At 42.6% G+C, this 15,841-nt stretch carries 17 protein-coding genes; 1 reads left to right on the top strand and 16 read right to left on the bottom strand.

Going from position 1 to position 15,841, the window contains the following annotated elements; all coding sequences use genetic code 11:
* Positions 1-75: 75 nt before the first annotated feature.
* Positions 76-4,302, bottom strand: coding sequence for an acyl-CoA dehydratase activase-related protein (locus IGI92_RS04385; protein WP_430608180.1), 4,227 nt, complete (start codon positions 4,300-4,302; stop codon positions 76-78).
* A gap of 174 nt (positions 4,303-4,476) precedes the next feature.
* Between IGI92_RS04385 and IGI92_RS04380 the strand changes: the two genes are divergently transcribed.
* Positions 4,477-5,082 (top strand): TetR/AcrR family transcriptional regulator, encoded by a 606-nt coding sequence (locus tag IGI92_RS04380; protein WP_005237309.1) that lies wholly within the window; start codon positions 4,477-4,479, stop codon positions 5,080-5,082.
* Positions 5,083-5,125: 43 nt separating this feature from the next.
* Here IGI92_RS04380 and IGI92_RS04375 read toward each other — a convergent pair whose 3' ends face one another.
* The 15 genes from IGI92_RS04375 to IGI92_RS04305 all read right to left on the bottom strand — a co-directional run bounded on the left by IGI92_RS04375 (position 5,126) and on the right by IGI92_RS04305 (position 15,701).
* Entirely contained in the window at positions 5,126-5,293 is a 168-nt protein-coding gene (locus tag IGI92_RS04375; protein ID WP_005237320.1) for a hypothetical protein, read from the bottom strand.
* Between the two features lie 457 nt (positions 5,294-5,750).
* Positions 5,751-6,158, bottom strand: a complete 408-nt coding sequence (locus IGI92_RS04370; RefSeq protein WP_005237322.1) for a NusG domain II-containing protein — start codon at positions 6,156-6,158, stop codon at positions 5,751-5,753.
* Between the two features lie 14 nt (positions 6,159-6,172).
* Positions 6,173-6,568, bottom strand: coding sequence for a hypothetical protein (locus IGI92_RS04365; RefSeq protein WP_430608179.1), 396 nt, complete (start codon positions 6,566-6,568; stop codon positions 6,173-6,175).
* 37 nt (positions 6,569-6,605) lie between these two features.
* On the bottom strand, positions 6,606-6,776 hold the full coding sequence (rpmF, locus tag IGI92_RS04360; protein ID WP_005237324.1) for a 50S ribosomal protein L32: 171 nt from the start codon (positions 6,774-6,776) through the stop codon (positions 6,606-6,608).
* 29 nt (positions 6,777-6,805) lie between these two features.
* A complete protein-coding gene (locus tag IGI92_RS04355) occupies positions 6,806-6,940 on the bottom strand; it encodes a putative metal homeostasis protein (RefSeq protein WP_005237325.1) in 135 nt (44 codons plus the stop codon).
* Positions 6,941-6,955: 15 nt separating this feature from the next.
* Positions 6,956-7,225: a 30S ribosomal protein S14 gene (gene rpsN / locus IGI92_RS04350; RefSeq protein WP_005237326.1), complete on the bottom strand. Its 270-nt coding sequence runs from the start codon at positions 7,223-7,225 to the stop codon at positions 6,956-6,958.
* A gap of 16 nt (positions 7,226-7,241) precedes the next feature.
* Positions 7,242-7,394, bottom strand: coding sequence for a 50S ribosomal protein L33 (rpmG, locus tag IGI92_RS04345; RefSeq protein WP_005225339.1), 153 nt, complete (start codon positions 7,392-7,394; stop codon positions 7,242-7,244).
* Positions 7,395-7,692: 298 nt separating this feature from the next.
* On the bottom strand, positions 7,693-9,672 hold the full coding sequence (locus tag IGI92_RS04340) for a prolyl oligopeptidase family serine peptidase (RefSeq protein WP_430608178.1): 1,980 nt from the start codon (positions 9,670-9,672) through the stop codon (positions 7,693-7,695).
* Positions 9,673-9,750: 78 nt separating this feature from the next.
* Entirely contained in the window at positions 9,751-10,695 is a 945-nt protein-coding gene (locus IGI92_RS04335; protein ID WP_086332110.1) for a tocopherol cyclase family protein, read from the bottom strand.
* 118 nt (positions 10,696-10,813) lie between these two features.
* Entirely contained in the window at positions 10,814-11,647 is an 834-nt protein-coding gene (locus IGI92_RS04330; RefSeq protein WP_016613801.1) for a hypothetical protein, read from the bottom strand.
* A 6-nt stretch (positions 11,648-11,653) separates the two neighbouring features.
* The gene (locus tag IGI92_RS04325) at positions 11,654-11,971 is read right to left on the bottom strand and encodes a PadR family transcriptional regulator (protein WP_008377296.1); all 318 of its coding nucleotides are present in this window, start codon (positions 11,969-11,971) and stop codon (positions 11,654-11,656) included.
* 155 nt (positions 11,972-12,126) lie between these two features.
* Complete coding sequence (locus IGI92_RS04320; RefSeq protein ID WP_008377293.1) at positions 12,127-12,831, bottom strand: DeoR/GlpR family DNA-binding transcription regulator; 705 nt, start codon at positions 12,829-12,831, stop codon at positions 12,127-12,129.
* Positions 12,832-12,898: 67 nt separating this feature from the next.
* On the bottom strand, positions 12,899-13,765 hold the full coding sequence (locus IGI92_RS04315) for a ketose-bisphosphate aldolase (protein WP_016613798.1): 867 nt from the start codon (positions 13,763-13,765) through the stop codon (positions 12,899-12,901).
* Positions 13,766-13,818: 53 nt separating this feature from the next.
* Positions 13,819-15,222, bottom strand: a complete 1,404-nt coding sequence (locus tag IGI92_RS04310; RefSeq protein ID WP_008377289.1) for a PTS fructose transporter subunit IIC — start codon at positions 15,220-15,222, stop codon at positions 13,819-13,821.
* The gene (locus IGI92_RS04305) at positions 15,219-15,701 is read right to left on the bottom strand and encodes a PTS sugar transporter subunit IIA (protein WP_225869358.1); all 483 of its coding nucleotides are present in this window, start codon (positions 15,699-15,701) and stop codon (positions 15,219-15,221) included. The genes IGI92_RS04310 and IGI92_RS04305 overlap by 4 nt, the downstream gene beginning before the upstream one ends.
* Between the last annotated feature and the right edge of the window lie 140 nt (positions 15,702-15,841).

The raw sequence follows: 15,841 nt of genomic DNA, 5'->3' as shown, positions 1-15,841 counted from the left end.
AAGAAGTTATCACAAAATGTCCAAACAAGAGCAGTCGCTTTTCTTTTAAATTGGTTCGGTCGCTGGCTTGAGAATTTATTCAGCCAACGCTTTATTGGCAGTGGCCATCAACAAGCGGATACGATTCAATTGATTGACGATTGAGACACCTGGATCATAATCAATGGCCGCAATGTTCGCCTGCGGGTATTGACGACGTAATTCTTTCATAACACCTTTTCCTACCACATGATTGGGCAGACAGCCAAATGGTTGCAGACAAATGATATTGTTGACATTATTTTCCAATAGATCAATCATCTCACCGGTCAAGAACCAGCCTTCTCCCGTATGATTACCAATGGAAACAATCTCGCTCGCTTGCTCCGCAAGCTGATGGATCGAATGGATACCATCAAAACGCGTTGACGCCCTCAGTGCTTTATCCATCGGTTTTTGGAGCCTTTCAATCGCCATGATCGCAAAATCAGCGATCATTTTACTTTTCTTCGCCATCCCCAAATGCTCGTAGCGCCAAATCTGATTGTAGAGGGAATAATTCATGAAGCCGACAATATCTGGTACGACCGCTTCCGCTCCTTCTGCTTCTAACAGGCGAACGACATCGTTATTGGCAGTCGGTGAATACTTCACTAAAATCTCTCCCACGACACCGACACGCGGCTTCTTGATATCTCTTATCGGCACTTGATCAAAGGCTTGAATGATTTTTTTCATATTTCGATTGAACAGACTGAAGGAGCCATTACGAACGTTTTTGGCAATTTTTTCCAGCCATTCTTGATGGAGTCGATCGACAGCCCCTGCTTCTTGCTCATACGGACGGGTGCGATAAACGACCCGTTCAAAGAGATCTCCGTATAAAAATGCCACCGCCAAACGCTTCATCATCGGTAAGGTAAAGCGAAAGCCCGGATTTGATTCAACCCCGGTGTTGCCCATCGAAATAGATACCACCGGCACTTGTGGAAATCCTGCATCGTTCAGTGCTTTACGTAACAAAGGAATATAGTTCGTTGCACGACATCCGCCGCCCGTCTGAGTCATCAAAACACTGGTATTTTCAACATCATATTTTCCGCTTTGCAATGCTTCTACTAGCTGTCCAATGGAAATGATCGCCGGATAGCACGCATCATTATTGACAAAGCGTAAACCGACATTAACCGCCTCACGATCTTCACTAGGTAGACAGACCACTTGATACCCAGAAGCTTGCAAAGCAACATCGACTAACCCGCTTTGATGGATGGGACTCAACATCGGCAATAAGAGCGTGTGCTGCTTGCGCATCTCTTTGGTAAAAATGATCTTTGCCGGTTCCTCGTATTGCTTTTTAGGTACAAAGTGCTGTTTGTCCCGTTCGTTGACTGCTGCTTTCAAGGAACGCAACCGAATCCGAATTGCCCCAAGGTTCGCTCCCTCATCGATTTTCAACACCGTATATAACTTCCCATACTGCGCCATAATCTCTTCGACTTGATCAGTAGTGACTGCGTCGATCCCGCAACCGAATGAGTTTAATTGAACCAGTTCTAATTGTTTGTTTTTCGCGACCACTCGAGCTGCCGCATACAATCGCGAATGATAGACCCATTGATCCACAACCCTCAGATCGCCGACATTTGCTAAATGAGCAATACTGTCCTCAGTCAATACATGGAAGCCTTCTTGGGTAATGACTTCTGCAATCCCATGGTTGATTTCAGGATCCAAATGATATGGTCTTCCAGATAAAACGATCCCTTTTTGATTGGTCGTCATCAGCATACGTAGCGTTTCTTCTCCCCGTTGCGCAATATCTGTCTTGAACTGATCCAGCTCCTCGAAACCGCTGCGTAGGGCTTGGGCAATTTCTTCTTCTACAAAACCAAAATCTTGAAAAGTACTCGTTAAAGTTTTGACCATTGAGGCTTCATCCGCCAAATTCAAAAACGGGCAGCGGTAGTCAACCGCCCCTTCACGAATCGCATCGACGTTATTACGAATCACTTCTGGATAGCTTTGCACAATTGGACAGTTAAAATGATTCTCAGCGGCAGTGTTCTCTAGTCGCTCAAAAATAACACCTGGATAAAAAATCAACGGTACGTTTTGATCAATCAGTGCTTGGATGTGTCCATGGGCTAGTTTGGCTGGGTAACAAACCGTATCACTAGGAATCGTTTCAATCCCTTGCTCATATAGTTCTTTGTTGGAACGTGGCGACAAGGTTACTCGAAACCCTAACTTGGTGAAAAAGGTATGCCAAAGCGGATAATTTTCATAAAGATTCAATACTCTTGGCAGGCCGATTTCGCCATGGACGGCCTCTTTTTTACGTAAGGAACGGTACTTAAACAAGCGGCGATATTTTTCATCCACAAGATTGATTTTGCGGTCTTCTTTCTTGATTTTGATTCGCGCACCACGTTCGCAGCGATTCCCGGTAATAAATTTTCGACCGTCAGAAAAGAGGGTCACCGTCAACAAGCAATTGTTTTCGCATAGACCGCAATTCGTAAATTCTTTTTCTGCTTGGAAATCGGCCATTTCTGCTGGAGACAACAACGTACTAACATCGTCAAGGGCTGCTTCTTCTAAAGCGATCAAGGCGGCACCATATGCCCCCATCAAACCGGCGATCGATGGTCGAACGACTTCACGGCCGCTGATCAATTCAAAAGCGCGCAGAACCGCTTCGTTATAGAAAGTCCCTCCTTGGCAGACGATTTTCTCGCCGAGGTCTTCAGGTCGCCGAACCTTGATGACTTTATAGATAGCATTTTTTATGACCGAGTAAGACAAGCCGGCTGAAATGTCGCCAACAGAAGCCCCTTCTTTTTGGACCTGTTTCACTTTTGAGTTCATAAAGACGGTACAACGCGAACCAAGGTCAACCGGTGCTTGGGCTTTTGTAGCTGCCAACGCAAATTCTTTGACATCCTGATTCATAGATTTGGCAAAAGTCTCAATGAAGGAGCCGCATCCTGAGGAACAGGCTTCATTCAATTGAATCGAAGATAACGCGCCATCTTTAACCGTCATCGCCTTCATGTCTTGTCCACCGATATCTAGGATAAAATCAACCCCCGGCTGGAAATGTTCGGCAGCTTTGTAATGGGCCATCGTTTCCACTTCACCGATATCGACTTTCAGTGCATGTTTGATCAAATGCTCGCCGTAACCTGTGATCGTTGACTTTGCGATGTAAACGTCAGAAGGCATCTGACGATAAAGCTCTTGTAAAACCGCCATCGTTGTCGCTAACGGTTCACCTTCATTATTGCCATAGAAAGAAAACAATAATTCCCCTGCATCATTGATCAAAACCACTTTCGTTGTGGTTGATCCTGCATCGATGCCTAGATAAGCAGCGCCTGTATGCTCAGACAACGCTTTTTCTGCAGCAACCGCTTGAGCATGGCGAGCACGAAAAGCAGTCAATTCCTCCTCGTCTTTAAACAAAGGGGCTAATGTATCAGTTGGCGCGAGTTTGCCATCTTCTCCGTTGGCTAAGCGGGCTAATAGCACGGAAAGCTGTTGCTCTTCTTCTGCATATAGTGCAGCCCCCATCGCCACAAACAGTTCTGGGTTCTCGGGAAAAATGATATCTGCTTCTTGCAGGTTCAACGTATCGATAAATCGTTGACGCAATTCCGACATAAACGTCAACGGTCCACCTAGAAAGACTACCTTGCCTTTGATTTTACGACCAGCAGCCAAGCCAGCAATCGTTTGATTGACCACCGCTTGAAAGATACTCGCCGCAATGTCTGCTTTTGCTGCTCCTTCATTGATCAGCGGCTGCACATCGGTTTTGGCAAAGACCCCGCAGCGTGAGGCAATCGGATAAAGGGTTTGATAATCTTTGGCTAGTTCATTGACCCCATTGGCATCCGTTTTCAATAAAACCGCCATCTGATCAATAAACGCACCCGTTCCACCGGCACAACTGCCGTTCATTCGCTGCTCCAATGCCCCTTCAAAAAAGGTGATCTTCGCATCTTCGCCGCCTAACTCGATGGCCACATCGGTTTCGGGAATCACTGTCTCAACTGTTTTGGTACAAGCGATGACCTCTTGGACAAATGGGATCCGCAAAACTTCCGCCAGACCCATCCCACCTGATCCGGTAATCGCCAGCGCAAGCGGCTGATCTTCGATCACTTCTTGCGCTTCTCTAATGATTTTTTCCGCTGCTTTCTGGATATCTGCATAGTGCCGTTCATATCTTGAAAAACACGTTTGATTGCCTTCATCTAACAGAACCATCTTGACTGTTGTCGACCCGACATCGATGCCCGCTTTATATTTTTTCATTTGTTGCCTCCATCTAAACAACACTTTGTTGATTATCTAACAAGCCGTTTGTTATAATACTTATGTTCATTGTAATTCTTTTGATTGATAATTCAACAAACAATTCTAAGGAAGGTGTGGGATAAACAACAATTACCCGTTTTTTGTTGTTTATTTTGAAAGGAAATTCACAATATGAAAAAATTGGATTTACGTGTCAAACGAACCAATAAGTACATTATTGAAGCTTTTATCCGCTTAGTGGAAGAAAAAGGCTTCGAGCAAGTGACTGTCCAAAATATCGCCGATGAAGCCATGATCAACCGTGCAACCTTTTATGCCCATTACAAAGACAAACAAGACTTGTATGAAAAGATATTTGACTTGGCTGTCGAATCATTTACCGCGATTCTTGATTTTGAAGATTTTGTTCAAGGAAATCGCATCAAAATCCGCAAAATCGAAGCGGCCATGACCGAACTTTTTTTACACATTCAAAACAATCGTTCCTTTTATTTGACGATCATGGATGCCTCTGCCATTGAGATCATCCGTAAAAAGTTGGGCCTGATTTTGACTGAACGTTACCAAGAGATCTTTTCAACGTTAAGAATCACCGAAGGAGACATTGAAGTGCCCTTAGACTTCATCATTGACTATATGACCTCGATATTTGTTGGTACCTTGCATTGGTGGCTAACGGCAGAAACAACGATGACACCCGACCATCTAGCAAAACTTGTCATTAAACTGGTGGCAAACGGCCACCTGACTGTCTTGGGGATTGAGATTGAGGAATAAAAAAAAGAAGCTGCGAATGTGCAGTTTCTTTTTTATTCCTCAATTAGTGATTCTTTGAACGCCATTTGATCGTGTCTTTCGTCTTGCGCTGTTTCGTTACTTTGATTCCTTTTGGAGCCACACGAATCGCATAATCTTCCTTTTTCACCACATCATAGACATGCTCTGCAACTTCCGTTACTTTTTCTTTTAGATTCAATTTAAATTTCATGTGTTTTCATCTCCCGAATGCTTTACTAATAGCCTATCGCAAATAAAAAAAATCTTCAACTTATAGCCCTTCATAAAAAAGGATTTTTAGGGTTTTCGTTCCTCTTTATTGGACAAGCGATTTAGACGCAACCAATGCTTCGTAATGCTGAACTGTTTTTCTAGGTTTAGAAGAAAATTTGTTGAACAAACGGAACGATCCTTTCTTCTCCCCTTCACCGTTCCCCATTTCTGGCAATACAGCATTATTGACATAGCTTTGGTTTGAAGGATGTTTGCAGAAACTTATCTTTTTCATATGCTCATCGTTTCTTATCAAACGAGACTGAGTTTGATCGACAGATTGTCTCCAGTTAGACGCACTTATTTTCTATTTTCAATAAAAAAGTGTCAGTAGAAAATCCAACGATTTCCCACCAACACAAAATAGTGTAGTTTCCAACTACCACGAAGTTCGATTAATAAATTAAATAGTCAGAAGCACCAGCTTGCTTGATCTCGATCACTAGCTTATGAGGCAGGCAAATGCTCGTCTGTCCATTGCGATAGATCCAGCTGGTTTTGACAGCAATTTGGTCCGGGCTATTGTCTTCACGCACTCGGATCGCACCATCTTTGATCTCGACGATATTGTACTGACCTTCTGCTGGATAATACGTTTTTTCCATCGCATCGATTTCTTCCAAGTTGAAACGGTCAACTTCTTCCCCATTGATTCGCACGATCGCATAACGATCCCCAGTATCACTTTGGGCTTGCGCTTCAAATAGAAAAAGCGGTAAAAAAGAGCCAACAACTAATAGAACAAACAATAGATAATCATAGGGCTTTAATAGTTTTAAAAATGGCTGGATCGTCTTTTTCATCACATGTACGCCTTTCACTGTTCATTTTCGGAAGGTAATCGCTCTTCAAAAAAGGCAGTCAGATCAATGATCTCTTCCTCTGTGAAGGTTTCTCGTTCCCATTGGGCAAGAATTTGTTCTTGCAAAGCCAAATCCATTTCCCAAAAATGATCGATCTTCTTGAAATGCTTTGGGTCAAAGGAACGAAACACGGGGTAGATCATCAAAAATTCTTCAAAGGTAAGATCCCAGTCCTCAGTATAATCTTTAACGACCCCTTCTGACAAGGCTTTTTCCGTTGGATCGCCATTTTCTTTGATTAAACCAGCTTCGTAAAAATGGCGATAGATGGCCTCTTTGGTGATCTCTGGATGAAATTTTTTACTGTGACGATAGGCTTCTTCAATCAATGACGGATAGATGATCTCCATTTTCCCCCTGCTTTCTGGACGGCGTCATAAGACGGCGTTAATTCTTTTCGATTGGGTGCTGTGCTTTGTATTCTGCTAAAGATACATGGTGGCTGCGCTTGAAGGTTCCTGTTGTCCCATCAAACGAAATCGCTGGGGATTTGACGCCATGGTGGGTCCGACGCTTATTCTTTTTTGCTTTTGATGTTTTTCTTGCAGGTACTGCCATGTCATTTCCAACTTTCTTTCACTTTTTCATTATGCACGCAGCTGCAATGCATTTTTTCGTTTGTTTCGTTTAAATTCATGAATGATTTTTAATGCGCGTTTCCTTGTTTTGATGTTCGGGCTCTTTAAACGTCGATACGCACTAGACAAGTCCGTTTTTTCCATGTTGACTCCTTTCTGTTACCAGCTTGCTTTTGTAACGCCGGGAATTTCTCCGAGGTGTGCATGCTTACGGAAATTGATCCGTGACATGCCGAATTTATTCATGTAGCCCCGAGGACGACCATCGATCATATCCCGTTTCTTCAAACGAGTCGGATTCGAATCCTTCGGTAGTTTGGCCAATGCTTGGGTATCTCCTTGCGCTTTTAATTCTTGACGCACTGCTCGGTATTGTTCGATCAGTTGTACTTGCTTGTTGTATTTTGCCATTTTTGATTTTTTTGCCATTCAGTTATTGTCCTTCCTATTTCTTGATTTCACGAAAAATCGCTCTGCGCCGCAACTTTGGTGAATATTTTTTTAATTCTAAACGTTCCGGCGTATTGCGCTGGTTCTTATTAGTCAAATAAAGTCTTTCCCCTGTCTCCACACATGCCAAAATAATATTGTTTCTCATAATAACCAGCTCCTTTCTCTTGCGTCACACCAAAAAAGGTTAAAGTGTAACGATTACGTTTTGTATCATATCACACTCAAACATAGGAAGCAAGCAAAACTATTTCTTCTTTTTGTTATTTAACACGTGAAGAAAACGTCATATGAATTTGTTTTCAATCGTTGCTGTCATTGGCGGCAAGGTAACAGGAACCTGTAGCTTTTGATCGCGCAAAAAAACCACCTGATCTTTAAGGAATCACTGGTCGGGCTTTTCAAGCAGCCCACGTCGTGATCCTTTATCAGGTGATTTCTTTCGGTTAATTTACTGATTTGTTCTCATGTGATGCAAGCCATTCACTGATCGCTTGCAAGCGTTCTATCCGCAAGTTCGGCAAGCCATTGCGTGATAAACCATGAGAGGATTGAGGAAACAGCATCAGCTTCGTATCGACGCCTTTACGCTGCAACGCCATGTAAAACTGCTGTCCTTGTTCTTGCGGACATCGCAAATCATTTTCCCCATGGAGGACTAGCGTAGGTGTCTTGACTTGGCTGGCATAGGCCAAAGGCGACATCTTCCAAAGTCCTTCGGTCTCATCAAGTTCCCGCAACAATTGGAATTTGACAAAGGCAGGTCCAATGTCGCTCGTCCCATAAAAGCTGATCCAATTTGAGATCGAGCGTTGCGTAACTGCCGCACAAAAACGATCGGTATGACCAACGATCCAGTTGGTCATAAAGCCACCATAGCTGCCACCAGCTACATGGATCGTGTTCGTATCGATTTCTGGATGGTTTGCCACCACGGCATCAACCCCCAACAGCAAGTCCTGATAATCTTTATTGCCATAATCACCTAAAATCGATTTGACAAACGCCTGACCGTACCCTTGCCCGCCACGAGGGTTCAACAAGATGACCCCATAGCCGTTAGCGGCATGGACTTGCATCTCGTGGAAAAATGTTTCGCCGTAGCAGACTTGCGGACCTCCATGGATGTACAAAATTGCTGGATGACTTTCTTGTGTTTCGGTCGGGGGCAAATACCAGCCTTGAATTTGCCAACCATCTGCTCCTTCGTACCAAAACGCTTCGGGTTTACTGATCGCTAACTGTGACATAATTGCTTGGTTGGGATCGTATAGATCAGTTACTTCGCCACTTGCTAAGTCAATCAAGCCTAAGCGACTAGGGATCGTTGTGGTCGCATAAGCAACAGCAAGTTTGGATTCCGAATAGATCGCCGCATCAAGGATATCCATTTTTTCATCAAGCAGTTTGGTCCATTCTCCTTGGATCGAGGCGCGGTACAATTGTAGCTTGCCATGCTCCGTTACGGGTACAAGGAATGTGTCATCCGTCAACCAGGTGATCGCTACGCCGCGATTTTTTTGTTGAAAATCACTGATGATCGCATTGCCAAAAGCAACATCTAACTCCTTGGAAAGATTTTTGACTGCTTTCGTTTTTAAATCGATCAAAAATAAATCATCCAAGGTCACAAATCCGTAAGAGAGGTCATTGCCTAATAATAGCAGCTGATCATTGCGCGCTGCAGCAAAAGTATACGATCCTTCTGGCAGAATGTTTTCTAAACTTTCTGTCTTTTTCGTCTGGCTATTTAGGAGACAAACCTTCGATCCATAGTCCCACTCGTCTTCTTCCTCTTTGTCAAAAGTGAGAAACAAAGTCTCTTGATCATCCGCTAAGCCAGAGAACACAAAGGGATACTTATGCTCAAAAATCAGTTCCGTTTCTTGTGTCGCGATCGTTTTTTTGATGATCGAATGTTTTTTTTCTTTTAAAAAGCCGACGCCATCCGCCAAATAATTGACTTTCGTAGTAGCTTTTACTTGTGGAAATTCCTTTTGCTTGTCCGTCTTTTCTTTGTCGTCTTGATTCTCTGAAACCGTCTCCTCTTGTGCCAGCTGGTAATAGATAGCCGTTGCGTCTTGCTTCCAAAAATAGTCGCCCAGACCTTTTTCAGTCACAAGTGCTTGGGGCTTGCCGCCGGACACCGCCATCGTCCATAACGTACTTTCACCTTTCTTTGGATCGGTCGTCACAAAACTGAGCCATTGCTCATCTGGCGAGACCTTTAGACTGTTGTGGGTCGTCGCTTCGGTGCCCCACTCACGCCGTTCATTGGTCTTTGCGTCAATACTAAAAATCGCTGAATCATACGTGTTGGTCTCTGGGTTGACTACCGTTTCCAAGTAAAAAACCTGATTTTGCCCCACTGCAGGCTGCGCAATCGTTTTCAGTTCAAACAGTGTCTCTTTCGTTATTTTTTTCATCCATTTCCCTCCAAATATACGTGTTTTCGTAGTAACTATCTACTAGTATATCAAAAGAAACGAATTTTTCTGCTTTTTTTAATAGTGAAATCCTCGCAAATTCGCTACTTCTTCAAAACCAGCCGACATCCCTGTCTGCCTTAAGATCTCCTGCCCATTTTCTAAAAGGGTTAAGGTGATTTCCGTACTGGCGCTTTCGCGAATGATCCGATTCATTTGTCCAATAGAAGGTGCTAACAACGAATGGCCTTCTTTCGTCAAAACTTCGATCGTCAGCAGCCACTGTTTTTGTTTGAGATGGATCACTAAACGGTCTTCCGTGCGTTTGACATCATGAATCTTTGCGCCATGATAAGTAGCAAAACGATATTCTTGGCTGCCGACTTGCAGAACACAAATCGTTCCCAAAAAAGCAAAACCCGCAAAGGGAATGTCGGCTGCGGAGAAAAAGAACCGAACATCTGGCGCATCAAAGCTGTTGCACTGAACCCAAATATAAGCTGCTGGAAAGGAGGTTCCCCAATCTTTTTCCAAATAACCGATCCCGTTCGTAAAATCGATTGGTTCTTCGTTCCAGTACAGCGTACCTTCTAAGGTATGACTCATGCTCAAGACACCGTGGTAGCACTCCATAAATGACAGATACGAAAAAGGCCCCATGATACTCGGCGCATAACGTGTCCGCTGAATCGGTTTGTGGTCGTTGTATTTTACTGCTCCTTGTACTTGAAGATCGTTATTTTTTAAAGAGACTTGAATGCCTGCTTCACTAAAGATATTATCACCAATCGTTACTTTACGCTCCTCTTCTGACACTTGAAAGTCAGTTTCCGGAAAGGAAAAGTAATGCGCGCCCTCATGATTGATCACTTGAATGAACACTTCTTTGGTCCCGTCTTTTTGAATCGAAAAACCAGGAATAAAAGCATAGACTTCTTCACCGATTTGGTGCTTATGGTACCAGCCTTCAAAAAAAGCGGTCTGCTTGTCGTGGCCGTGAAAGAACCGATCTGTTGTCAACATCTTGATTTCCCTCCGTTTCTTTTTTAAGTGTAGCATGAAGCAGAAAGATTCCTCAGGATAATGCTTTTTCTATGTAAAAAAAGCCAGAAACAAGTAAGACACTTGTTTCTGGTTTTGCTTATTGCTCTTTCATCACTCGACGGGTCCACCAGAGAAAAATAAGAAACCCTACAACTAACAGTGTCAAAAATCCGCCGGTCATCCACGATCGCTCACCAATGTGATAAAATACCAAAGCTTTTTGCAGGCAACCAAGCAACACAAATACCCCCAGTAGAAAAACGATCGGATAAAAAGCTTTTTCTTTGAGTGATACAACAAAAACGATCGCCGCTACCAGCAAACTGCCAACCAATACTACATCAAATGGAAATGCGATCGTCAGGAGCCACCAGTTTGGGGTCAGCAGATTGATCAGCAGTGAAAGACCAATCCAGCCACTCACAACGAGCCACAGGGAGCCGAAACGAATCACTTTGCTTGTGCCCTTCTTTTGATAGATGGTTTTGCTGATGATCGCAAAAATCCCGATGATCGCTAACACAGTTACCAATCCTGTCAAAAGATAATCCAGAAGGTTAAGAACCAGTGGTCCTTGATTTGTAAAATCAGCTATAAATTTGATTCCCCAACTGATGCCAACCGCTAGATACGCCAATTTGAGGCGCTCTTTGAGATTACTCTTTGGCGTGTTTGCCAATAGTTCATCTGCCACCCCTTTCGGATCATTGCCAAAATAGTGTTGCGCCTCTTCCCCATGAGTTTGTGCTTCTAATAAATCCATTGCAATCGCGTATACCTGCTCTGTGACTTTATGCTCATCGTAAAAAAGGCTGGAAAGTAAGAGGTAGCTTCGAAAATCATCAAAAAATTGGCGATTTTTCTCATTGAATTGTTGCTCGATCAGATTGGTTTGCTTTCGCCAATAGGTCGTCTCTTGTTTATTTGCCATGTTTCCTCACTCCTTAAATAATCCTTCGACTTTCTTCATTAGGTTCGTCCATTGTTCTCTAAATTGTGCCAAATAGTCTATGCCTTTCGGGGTGATCGAGAAATACTTGCGATCAGGTCCTTCAGGTGACTTTTTCATCTCAGAGGTAATAAGTTCTTGTTTTTCCAACTTCTGCAGCAAAGGATAGATCGTGCCGCCAACGATCGTTTCAAAGCCTCTTTGCTTCAGTTCCTGTACCAGTTCATAACCATAAATCTCTTTTTGAGCAATCACTTGCAAAACACACCCTTCCAAAACCCCTTTTAGCAATTGCGTCTCTTTCACGATTTCCCTCCTTTGGTTCCCTTTATCTAGTTTGTTATACAAACTAGTGTTGTACCTAGTATACGTGTTTGCCACTAGTTTGTAAAGCATACTAGCAGTGGAAATAAAAACGGCCTTTTAAATAAGACCGTTTTTGACAAACCCGATGCTTTTTTCTAGATGACAATATCGATATCCTCGGGTAAGAGGCTCTTGTAAAAATATACTTTATTCCGCTTTGATTCTAAAACCATTAGAATAATTTTTTCGGTGCAGTCTTTCAATACCTGTTTAAATACTGCTTCCCCTTCAGTATTCTCAGTGGCTCCTTTTTCTTCATCGTATCCTCTACATGAGAGAAGTGCAAGATCAAAATGATAGGTTCTGAGCTGGTTGACTGCTGTAACTGAATTAACGGTAAACTTTTTGTTCGTTACCGTCCCGCCAACGATGGTCACCTCAGCAGCAGTATGTTCCGATAGTAGTGCGGCAGTTAGCACACTATTGGTTACCACTCGTAACCCATGAATTTTTTTCAGGTAAGGGATCAGGTGCAAAGCTGTGCTCGAACTGTCCACGAAAATGGTCATATCGTCCTCAATATACGTCACTGCACGTTCTGCAATTCTGCGTTTTTCTTCATCATTGACATAATTCCCCACTTTTGTCAGATAAGCCGCATCGACCTTCTCTGAATCGATCAGCACAGCACCACCTCGGGTACGTCTGATTTGTTCTTCGTTTTCCAGTTCAATCAGATCGCGTTTGACCGTAGCATCACTATAATGTAAGAATTCAACTAATTCCCCCAGAGAAGCAAATTTCGTTTCATTTAAATACATCATGATTTTCTGCTTACGCTCATCTTTTGCTTTCCCCATACATTAAACTCCTTTAAAAAAGAGATTCCCACCAATTTAATCCTGTACCAATCAATCATTTCATTTATTATCTCTGATAAAAACGTGCTTTGTCAACCGTATTCAGCAGGGTCAACTTATGGCGTACAACAGCTTTCACATCTTTTATTGGTTGTACATATACTTGATTTGGTTCATACATAGCAGGGTTTTCCGTCAATACTTTTCTGACTGAATCAAAAAATACGGATTTCAAATCAGAACTAAGATTTACTTTACATACGCCATATTTTACAGACTCTCGCACTTCATGATCTGGGTTTCCTGACCCACCATGCAATACAAATGGTAAAGCAATACGATCGTTCAACTTTTTCAACAAATCGATGTTCAACTTAGGGGTGATATTTTTTGGATACAACCCATGAGCCGTTCCAATTGCAATGGCAAGGGTGTCAATGCCGGTAGCACGTACAAAGTCTTCGGCTTGGTCGACATCTGTGTAAATAATTTCTGCAGCTCCCCCTTCTGCGGAACCGTTGTTCCCAATCGTACCAATTTCTGCTTCAACGCTGACACCAACCATATGTGCCAGTTCAACAACTTCTTTCGTGATTTTTTTATTTTCTTCGTAATCGGCTAATGATGCATCGATCATCACCGAGGTATAGCCATTACGGATCGCCCGCATGACATCGTAGATTGATCCCCCGTGATCCAAATGAATAACGACTGGTACCTTACTTTTTAATGCGTACTCCCGCACTGTCGCTATGAAACAATCTCCTAAGTATTCGATCTCATCAGGATGAATTTCTAAAATGACTGGTGCATCCTGTGCCTCAACTTCTTCCATGATTGCTTTTAACATATCAAAACTGCAAATATTAAATGCTGGAACAGCAAATTTATGTTCTTTTGCTACAGCAAGTAATTCTTTCATTGTCATTAACATTGTGACATTCCTCTTTTCTTTTGATTCGTTTCGCTTCAACTTATAAATAGTTTCTAAATCAGTTTTCCTTCATCGGTTGGTTGGCGTTCCATTTCAGTTCTAGATTTTTTCAAAAACCCTAACATCAATGCTGTAACCACCGTTCCAGAAACGATTGCCACGACATACATCAACGGATTGTTCAATACATTGGGAATCGGTAAGATCCAGATACCACCATGTGGAGCTAATGAAGTTACGCCGACACCCATTGATATTGCAGCAGCGGTTGCTGAACCTGCCATCAAACTAGGTATTACTCGTAATGGGTCAGCGACAGCAAATGGAATCGCACCTTCAGTAATATAAGATAATCCCAAAACCCAGCAAGACTGAGCAGAAGTTCGTTCTTCTTGAGTAAATTTTTGCTTAAACAAGATAGAAGCCAAGGCAATGCCTAGAGGAGGTGTCATCCCGGCAGCCATACAAGCCGCAATTGGTGCATTAACTCCTGCCGACATCAAACCAATACTAAAGGTTGAAATCGATTTATTGATGGGACCGCCCATATCAGCTGCCATCATAATGCCTATCAGTAAGCCGAATACCACACCACTCGTAGAACCAAGTCCATTAAGCCAATTCGTCAAAGCATCCAATACATAAGAGATTGGTTTATCAATGAAATAAAACATGGCAAAGCCAGTCACAGCAACTGAGATCAAAGGAACAATAATCAACTGATAGAGTGCCGCAAATGATTTTGCTACTGTTACTTTATTCGCTAAATAATCCGTAGCATACCCAGCGAGTAAACCACCAACCATCCCACCTAAAAAACCAGATCCTCCACTTGCCGCCATCGTTCCCGCAACCAAACCAGCGGCAAAGCCCGGTCTACCGGCAACGGAAGTGGCAATTCCTGCTGCAAGTGCAGGAACCATCAATGCAAAAGCCGTATTCCCACCAATCGTGCTTAAAACTTCGGCAATTTGATTGTATGATGGATCGCTAGGATCAGCTGCATTGATCCCAAAAGCAAAACTAAACGCAATTAAAATTCCACCAGCAATAACCAAAGGCAACATGTAATTAACGCCATTCATGAAATGATTATAAATGCCAGCTTTCTTTCCGGATTCGTTTGAAACATGCTCGCCTTGGGCAATCGTGGTCACTTCTAACCCATCAATTGCCTCTTGGATCACTTTTTCTGGTTCTCTGATTGCTCTTGCGGTTGACACTCTTTTAACTTTTTTTCCAGCAAATCGGTCGGTCTGTACTTCTTTGTCAACCGCTAAAATGACAACCTCTGCCTGTTGAATTTCTTCTGTACTCAAAATGTTTTCGACTTTTACTCCTTGTGTCTCGATTTTGATTGTATATCCCAATGATTTTGCCGTTTTTTCCAGTTTTTCAGCAGCCATATACGTATGCGCAATTCCAGTCGGACAAGCAGAAATACCGACAATTTTCATACAGGTTCCCTCTTTTCTGATTGATTTGATTGAATATTATTAATAATATCTGAGGCGTCTTTTGCCTTCTTTACTGCATTTCGAAATCCTTCGTGCATCAACAATCGTGCGAGATTGCTTAAGATGATTAAATGATCGTCAGTACTCTTTTCAGGTACTGCGATGACAAAAGAATAGGTGACAGCCGTTCCGTCAATTGCTTGATAATCAGTAATTGGACTCGACTTTACGAAGGCGATTGCGGGCCTTAGTACTGCCTTACTTTTTGCATGAGGAATACCAAAATGATCTTCAATCCCAGTAGAGGTTTGTTTCTCGCGACGAAATAAATCTTTTTTGTACTTCTTTATATTACTGATAACTCCTGAGGACTCGAATAAAACAGATGCTTGAGTAAACAATTCTTCTTTTGTCCGAATTTGCTCATCAAATAAAATGAATCGTTCATCAATCAGTTGACCGATATCCAATTTCAACACCTCCATTTTTTGTAATCGTTTTCGAAAACTTGCCTAAACTATACCATCGTGAACTAAACAGTTCAATGCTATGAGCTATTTAATGCAAATAGACGAAAAAAAGTGGAATACGTTCATAAAAATGATCTATAAAAGTCAAA

Origin of the sequence: Enterococcus sp. DIV2379, assembly GCF_050542965.1 — a bacterium.
Taxonomy (GTDB): domain Bacteria; phylum Bacillota; class Bacilli; order Lactobacillales; family Enterococcaceae; genus Enterococcus_D; species Enterococcus_D entomosocium.
This window is presented reverse-complemented; position numbering and strand designations above follow the sequence as displayed.

Coding starts and splice junctions, on each gene's coding strand:
- IGI92_RS04310 (WP_008377289.1), bottom strand. CDS start 15,222: ATGAAAATTGTCGGTATTTCTGCTTGTCCGACTGGAATTGCGCATACG.
- IGI92_RS04385 (WP_430608180.1), bottom strand. CDS start 4,302: ATGAAAAAATATAAAGCGGGCATCGATGTCGGGTCGACAACAGTCAAG.
- IGI92_RS04370 (WP_005237322.1), bottom strand. CDS start 6,158: ATGAAAAAGACGATCCAGCCATTTTTAAAACTATTAAAGCCCTATGAT.
- IGI92_RS04375 (WP_005237320.1), bottom strand. CDS start 5,293: ATGAAATTTAAATTGAATCTAAAAGAAAAAGTAACGGAAGTTGCAGAG.
- IGI92_RS04320 (WP_008377293.1), bottom strand. CDS start 12,831: ATGGGGAAAGCAAAAGATGAGCGTAAGCAGAAAATCATGATGTATTTA.
- IGI92_RS04365 (WP_430608179.1), bottom strand. CDS start 6,568: ATGGAGATCATCTATCCGTCATTGATTGAAGAAGCCTATCGTCACAGT.
- IGI92_RS04355 (WP_005237325.1), bottom strand. CDS start 6,940: ATGGAAAAAACGGACTTGTCTAGTGCGTATCGACGTTTAAAGAGCCCG.
- IGI92_RS04340 (WP_430608178.1), bottom strand. CDS start 9,672: ATGAAAAAAATAACGAAAGAGACACTGTTTGAACTGAAAACGATTGCG.
- IGI92_RS04315 (WP_016613798.1), bottom strand. CDS start 13,765: ATGTTAATGACAATGAAAGAATTACTTGCTGTAGCAAAAGAACATAAA.
- IGI92_RS04380 (WP_005237309.1), top strand. CDS start 4,477: ATGAAAAAATTGGATTTACGTGTCAAACGAACCAATAAGTACATTATT.
- rpmG (WP_005225339.1), bottom strand. CDS start 7,394: ATGAGAAACAATATTATTTTGGCATGTGTGGAGACAGGGGAAAGACTT.
- IGI92_RS04330 (WP_016613801.1), bottom strand. CDS start 11,647: ATGGCAAATAAACAAGAGACGACCTATTGGCGAAAGCAAACCAATCTG.
- rpmF (WP_005237324.1), bottom strand. CDS start 6,776: ATGGCAGTACCTGCAAGAAAAACATCAAAAGCAAAAAAGAATAAGCGT.
- rpsN (WP_005237326.1), bottom strand. CDS start 7,225: ATGGCAAAAAAATCAAAAATGGCAAAATACAACAAGCAAGTACAACTG.
- IGI92_RS04335 (WP_086332110.1), bottom strand. CDS start 10,695: ATGTTGACAACAGATCGGTTCTTTCACGGCCACGACAAGCAGACCGCT.